Origin of the sequence: Vibrio sp. D431a, assembly GCF_030248655.1 — a bacterium.
In the GTDB taxonomy this organism is placed as follows: domain Bacteria; phylum Pseudomonadota; class Gammaproteobacteria; order Enterobacterales; family Vibrionaceae; genus Vibrio; species Vibrio alginolyticus.
Map to the genome: position 1 here is coordinate 1 of NZ_JAHGAP010000061.1, position 5,299 is coordinate 5,299.

The 5,299-nt window shown below is 39.2% G+C and carries 5 protein-coding genes and 3 tRNA genes; 6 read left to right on the forward strand and 2 right to left on the reverse strand.

From position 1 onward, the window contains the following. Positions 1–3: 3 nt before the first annotated feature. Positions 4–285 (reverse strand): hypothetical protein, encoded by a 282-nt coding sequence (locus KJB35_RS27275; RefSeq protein WP_285469877.1) that lies wholly within the window; start codon positions 283–285, stop codon positions 4–6. Positions 286–302: 17 nt separating this feature from the next. Between KJB35_RS27275 and radA the strand changes: the two genes are divergently transcribed. Both radA and KJB35_RS27285 read left to right on the forward strand, forming a co-directional pair. Continuing rightward, positions 303–1,715, forward strand: coding sequence for a DNA repair protein RadA (radA, locus tag KJB35_RS27280; protein ID WP_285469878.1), 1,413 nt, complete (start codon positions 303–305; stop codon positions 1,713–1,715). A gap of 8 nt (positions 1,716–1,723) precedes the next feature. Next, complete coding sequence (locus tag KJB35_RS27285; RefSeq protein ID WP_285469879.1) at positions 1,724–2,203, forward strand: hypothetical protein; 480 nt, start codon at positions 1,724–1,726, stop codon at positions 2,201–2,203. A 38-nt stretch (positions 2,204–2,241) separates the two neighbouring features. On the opposite strand, the gene KJB35_RS27290 is transcribed toward KJB35_RS27285, so the two are convergent. Continuing rightward, positions 2,242–4,197 carry an LPD23 domain-containing protein gene (locus KJB35_RS27290; protein WP_285469880.1) on the reverse strand — a complete coding sequence of 652 codons (1,956 nt, stop codon included), beginning with the start codon at positions 4,195–4,197 and terminating at the stop codon, positions 2,242–2,244. A 136-nt stretch (positions 4,198–4,333) separates the two neighbouring features. Here KJB35_RS27290 and KJB35_RS27295 point away from each other — a divergent pair, with 136 nt between their 5' ends. From KJB35_RS27295 to KJB35_RS27310, 4 genes are all read left to right on the forward strand, one after another. Then, the gene (locus KJB35_RS27295; RefSeq protein WP_285469881.1) at positions 4,334–4,468 is read left to right on the forward strand and encodes a hypothetical protein; all 135 of its coding nucleotides are present in this window, start codon (positions 4,334–4,336) and stop codon (positions 4,466–4,468) included. Positions 4,469–5,049: 581 nt separating this feature from the next. Next, positions 5,050–5,125, forward strand: a tRNA-Thr gene (locus tag KJB35_RS27300). 4 nt (positions 5,126–5,129) lie between these two features. Then, positions 5,130–5,206 (forward strand) — tRNA-Met (locus KJB35_RS27305). Positions 5,207–5,211: 5 nt separating this feature from the next. Beyond that, positions 5,212–5,287: transfer RNA gene (locus KJB35_RS27310), tRNA-Asn, on the forward strand. Positions 5,288–5,299: the final 12 nt, after the last annotated feature.

Below are 5,299 nucleotides of genomic sequence, written 5' to 3' on the forward strand. Positions count from 1 at the left end.
GGTTTAAATTAAGTGGTTTTCATCATGAATAACAACATCAACTGACTTGCCATCAATTTTAACCTCGTCGCCAATTATAGAAACACTCCTGCCTGTGAATTTCTGTCCGTTAATGACAACTTCATTAGATTGACCGAGCAAAAGTTTCATGAGTTTTTTTAATAATGACTTCATTCTTGCGATAATGCCACGCGATTGTTTAGCTTGCAAACTAACCGAACAAGCACTTTGCTTTAAAAAACTTTTGATTTTAACTTTTGTGGCATTAAAATTCGGGTTAAACATTTCTCTAGGTAATAGTAATGGCAAAAGCAAAAAAAAGCTATGTGTGTAATGAATGTGGCATGGATTTCGCTAGGTGGCAAGGTCAGTGTAATTCATGTGGTTCTTGGAACACTATTTCGGAAATTGTCTTAACGAACAACAATTCCGTTAGTGCCAAATTAAATGATGCATTAGGTGGCAGACAGGGTGGTTATGCTGGTGGTGGTAGCACCAAGGCAAAAACGATTGATGAGATTGATCTGGATGAGATTATTAAGTACAAAACAGGTCAACCAGAGCTTGATAGGGTTTTGGGAGGTGGTGTTACAGCGGGTTCGATCGTTCTAATTTCTGGAGACCCCGGAGCTGGCAAAACAACACTTCTTACGCAAGTTGTGCACTACATGCATAAATCACTTCCGAGTATGTATAACACCTCTGAAGAGAGTTTGCCTCAATGGGTACTTCGTGCAAAGGGTAGATTAGGTCTTGCGTTTTCAAATGACACTTTCTTTATGGGTGACACTGATAATGTAGAAACACTTATCAAGATGGTCGAAGATAATAAAGTAAAGTTTCTAGTTACTGACTCTATTCAAGCGCTTTCGTCGTCTTCAGAGAATGGTAGAGCAGGCGGTGTTACCCAAGTAAAAACCTGCGCAAGCCTTCTTACAAGGCTATGTAAGCAGCATGGGGTTACTATCCTACTTGTTGGACAGGTTACTAAAAACAGTGAGATGGCTGGGCCACAAGAGCTTAAACACATCATTGATGCGACTGTACACATTGAGGTTACCGATGGTGATGTGAGGTTCTTGCGATCGGATAAGAACAGATTCGGCAATACTGATCAGGTTGGCGTCTTCCAGATGACGGGAGACAAGGGGATGGTGTCTGTAACGAACCCGAGCCGACTGTTCCTATCAAATTCAGAGGAAGAGTATTCTGGTAGTGCTGTCACTGTTATCAAAGATGGCTCGCGAAACATACTTATTGAGATTCAATCTCTGGTAACAGATGTTGAAGGCGAGAAGTCAATGAAGAACTGTATTGGCGTCTCTTACAGTAGATTGTCTCTTATCACGCAAGTGTTGAAAAAACATGGTGGCATCAAAACGTACTATGATATCAACGTATCTCTGGTAGGCGGCATTAAGTTACCTGATACTGAGACTTCAACAGATTTGTCTGTTGCTGCGTCCTTTATCTCTTCGGTGAACAACAAAGTCGTTCCTCGTGATAGTGTCTTTATTGGTGAGGTGGCACTGACAGGTGAAATCCGTCAGGTTAGAGATGGATTAAGTCGTGTTAAGGAATGCATCACTCATAGAAAGAGACAGATATACATTCCTCACGCAAATTACTGCAAGAAGATGCAGTCACTCAGCACAGATGAGTGCAAAATTATTCCTCTAAAGAAGATTAAAGATCTAATTGAGGCTTTGAGCTAGGAGTTGTTATGAAGGATATGTACGAAGCAAAAGTGTATCGTAGAGAGCAGATTCCTGATGAAATTAAGATAATGTGTTCTGATACTGGCATTTTGTCGGAAACGACGCTTCATAGGTGTATACGTGAAAGCGGCATCGAATTGTTCGCGATTAAGCTCATGAAGGAAGAGCCTGAAAGATTTACGCCACTTGAAGGTTATCGTCTAGGAATCGTTAAAGGCTTCGCGTCTCTGGATGTAATTGTCCACGAATACTTGAATGGAGAGGATCTCAGGAAAAATGGATCGTACATTAATCCAATTCATGAGGCGGTGACCCCTTTCTTTTCGGAAATAATTGACTCAACAATAGATTCTGATACGCATCAAAAAGCAATGGAGCTTAGAGAGGTATTGCAGAAAGTTGAAGAATACTACATGTCTATGGTTGAAGGGGAGGCTATGACTTTATCATCAAGCAAGCCACTCGGTCACGTCAGGGTTTATTGAAGTTTTTAGGCACCAAGCTGGTGTTGGTGCCTGATAGTTTAAATTTGTTGCTTGTGACAAGCTTTGGGTGCATTCGGTGTAATAACTTCGATTGAAAATATATCATTTAGCTTTTCACTTTCGATGCCTGTAAGTTCGGTAAGATTGAGCATAGATTTCTCAATGATCTTACTAGCGGCAATTGCTTGTGCACCCTCGATGTCAGAACATCTTGTTATTGAGGCAGAGAGTTTATCTGCAAACTCAGACCTTTCTGTGTCAATATCTACAAACTCTCTAAACAAATCTTCGACGCTTGCCGTTAATGGTTTTGTTTTAGGTATTTCGTTTAGTGCATTGTAGATGGATTCTATCCAGATTTTGAAATTATCGAATATTCGAAATAGTGGGTTCTTTTCTGAAGGTATACTCACAAATTCTTCAAACCCCTCAGCAAAGACTTCATGGAGATCTTTACGTTGGTCTAGATTTAATGAAAGCCATTCGTCTGTATCAGTCCCTAGCCAATCTAGTATGTCACTTAGTGTCTTCTTTGCTCTATCTGTACACATATCTGATTTAACAATATCTGTAAGCGCTTCAATATAAATATGAGCGCCTTCGTGTATGACAGTAGAGAGGTCTGCATTTTTGTTCAGTGTTAGTTTGGCGAAATTTTCATTACCGAATGTGACTGACCCTTTGGGGTTAATGTTGTTAACACAAGACTCTAACTTGAATGAACGATAAGAGTTACCCCTAAAATAAACAATATGCTGGTGACTTGGTTTGTCTTGGGTTGTATCAAACGCCTTTTGTAATCTTTCTTCTGGCGTCATGAGCCTTCTTGCTGAAGTGTTGTTTGCCTCAATTTCTCCAGTTAGGTGTGTGTAAATTCTTTCCTCTAACGTCGGCGCTAAGAAATGATTTTTAGTTTCTTCACTTAACTTTCGATGGCTATGGAAATTATCTAAGCTCCTTTTTGCCGAGGATAGTTCAGACTGTACAACTTTAAGGTCTAAAATGTCGGAATTTAAACCATCAGAAATTGTACGTAGTTTGTCCATGTGCTTCCTAAAGTCGCCCTCATGCCATAAAAATTCTTCCCTGTACTCCAAGGGGATTTGTTCAAGATAAACATCTGCGCACTTGGTTGCCCAGTTAGAGAGGAAGATATCTTTCTGGCGGTTGTTATTACGAGTTGGCATATTGTACCAATCGACACAGATGTGAGCAGCGCTTGGTGTTGTCATGTTTGTGCCTTCAACTTTAAACAAGTCACTGTAAAGCCATGAAGCCTCATTCTCGATGTGACGTTTAACTCTACTGGGGGAGTTAGAATTTGCATATTTCTGAAGCTTTCGAAAGCTCATAAACAAACGTGCATATCTTGCCTTTAGTGAAGCATTGATAGCATGTTCATATTTTTCTTTATTATTTTGGTGCCACTCGGTGTGTTGTAGTTGAGCAAGGCTTACATTGGATTCAATGTTAGGTAGTATACTTTCTGCGAACCCCTTATTTGTATTACCTCCGTTACTAAAGCCTTCAATGCTCTGAATTGAGTGTTGGACTTCGTGAAGTAAGGTTTCAATTAAGGTGTCTAGATTGGTAATGATAGCTTTGTTTACGGTTATGCTTGCCTTCGTGGCATTCCAGCTCCCACCGATATTTGGGTCATCGTCAAACGGATCTAATTTAAACCTTATATTTTTTAAAGATGGGTAAGCTTCGTATAGTGCATCGTGTTTAAGGATGGAGCCTAGTGAATAACTATCTATTTTCCCTTCTTCAAGTTCCCGTAATTTAGATGTGTCTATCTCAGCTTCATGATCGGATATTTCGTACCTCATTATGCCGTCAACCCCTTTAAACCATCCCGTTTCTCTAAGGACTTCTCTTGTTTCTGCGCCTTCGTTGTAGAGATTTATCGCATTAATGTAGTTTTCCATGGTTACACTTTTTGGCAAATTGGAGCGTATACCTGCGAACTGATAAAGAGTTTTACTAGACATTCTTCTTTCTTATAAGAATATTATTTTTATGATTGCGATTCTAAAAAATGTGGTTTTATTGCAAAAAAAGCTACGAGTGTGAGTTGACATAGATTGACTATTGTTAGAATCTATAAAAGTAAATAGGAGAAACTCAATGCAAACTAAAGTTTTCAACACAATAAAACACAATATGAACACGACGAAGTTTACGTCGTGCGATTTCGTGTGTGTTGAATCTAAGAATCTTGATATTGAGATGGATTTCATTAAGAAAGAACACACAACATAGATCTCCTATCATCGGGGATCGTACCCCGAAGAAGATTTTTAAGAAGACTCTTTTCGGGGAACCGGAAAGAGTCTTTTTTTATATAAAAAGCTCATGGCACCGCTTTGCCTAATAAAAATTAAGTTGTTGAAATTAAAGAAAAAAATATCAATTTAGGGGTTGACGTCGGAAATTTCAGGCTTTAGATTGAATATAGAACGAGATGAAGAAACGAGTTTGCGTTTAGCGCACTTTTTTACAGGTCTTTATCTTAAGGTTTTTTTTTGCAACCAATTGAAAAATAAGAAAAAAATTAAAATTTCGGGTTGACAAGAAAAATTGGCAGTAATAAATTGTAATAAGAAATGGCAAGTAGCCACAATAAACAGAATTTTACGAGTTTTATCATGAAAGCATTTATTAAATTTACAAATAAGATTGAGACGGAGTGCCACATGCACATCGCTACCTGTATGTTTGATAAAAAAAATGATGAAACGATATTCAAAAAATAGATCTCCTTATTTTGGGGGTCTGGTATCCCTGAGATATGTGACTTTAACAAGCTCTTCTCTGGGATCAGAGAAGAGCTTTTTTTATGAGCCGATTTAGCTCAGTTGGTAGAGCAACTGACTTGTAATCAGTAGGTCGCAGGTTCGAATCCTGTAATCGGCTCCAGAATGGCGACATAGCTCAGTTGGTAGAGCACATCACTCATATTGATCGAGGTCAGAGGTTCGAGTCCTCTTGTCGCTACCATTTTCGATCCCTTAGCTCAGTTGGTAGAGCGCCGGACTGTTAATCCGAAGGTCGTTGGTTCGAAACCATCAGGGATCGCCATTGCGGGTGTAG

Bases quoted from the DNA above. Each gene is read 5' to 3' on its own strand.
- KJB35_RS27295 (WP_285469881.1), top strand. From the start codon at position 4,334: ATGCAAACTAAAGTTTTCAACACAATAAAACACAATATGAACACGACG.
- KJB35_RS27285 (WP_285469879.1), top strand. From the start codon at position 1,724: ATGAAGGATATGTACGAAGCAAAAGTGTATCGTAGAGAGCAGATTCCT.
- KJB35_RS27275 (WP_285469877.1), bottom strand. From the start codon at position 285: ATGTTTAACCCGAATTTTAATGCCACAAAAGTTAAAATCAAAAGTTTT.
- radA (WP_285469878.1), top strand. From the start codon at position 303: ATGGCAAAAGCAAAAAAAAGCTATGTGTGTAATGAATGTGGCATGGAT.
- KJB35_RS27290 (WP_285469880.1), bottom strand. From the start codon at position 4,197: ATGTCTAGTAAAACTCTTTATCAGTTCGCAGGTATACGCTCCAATTTG.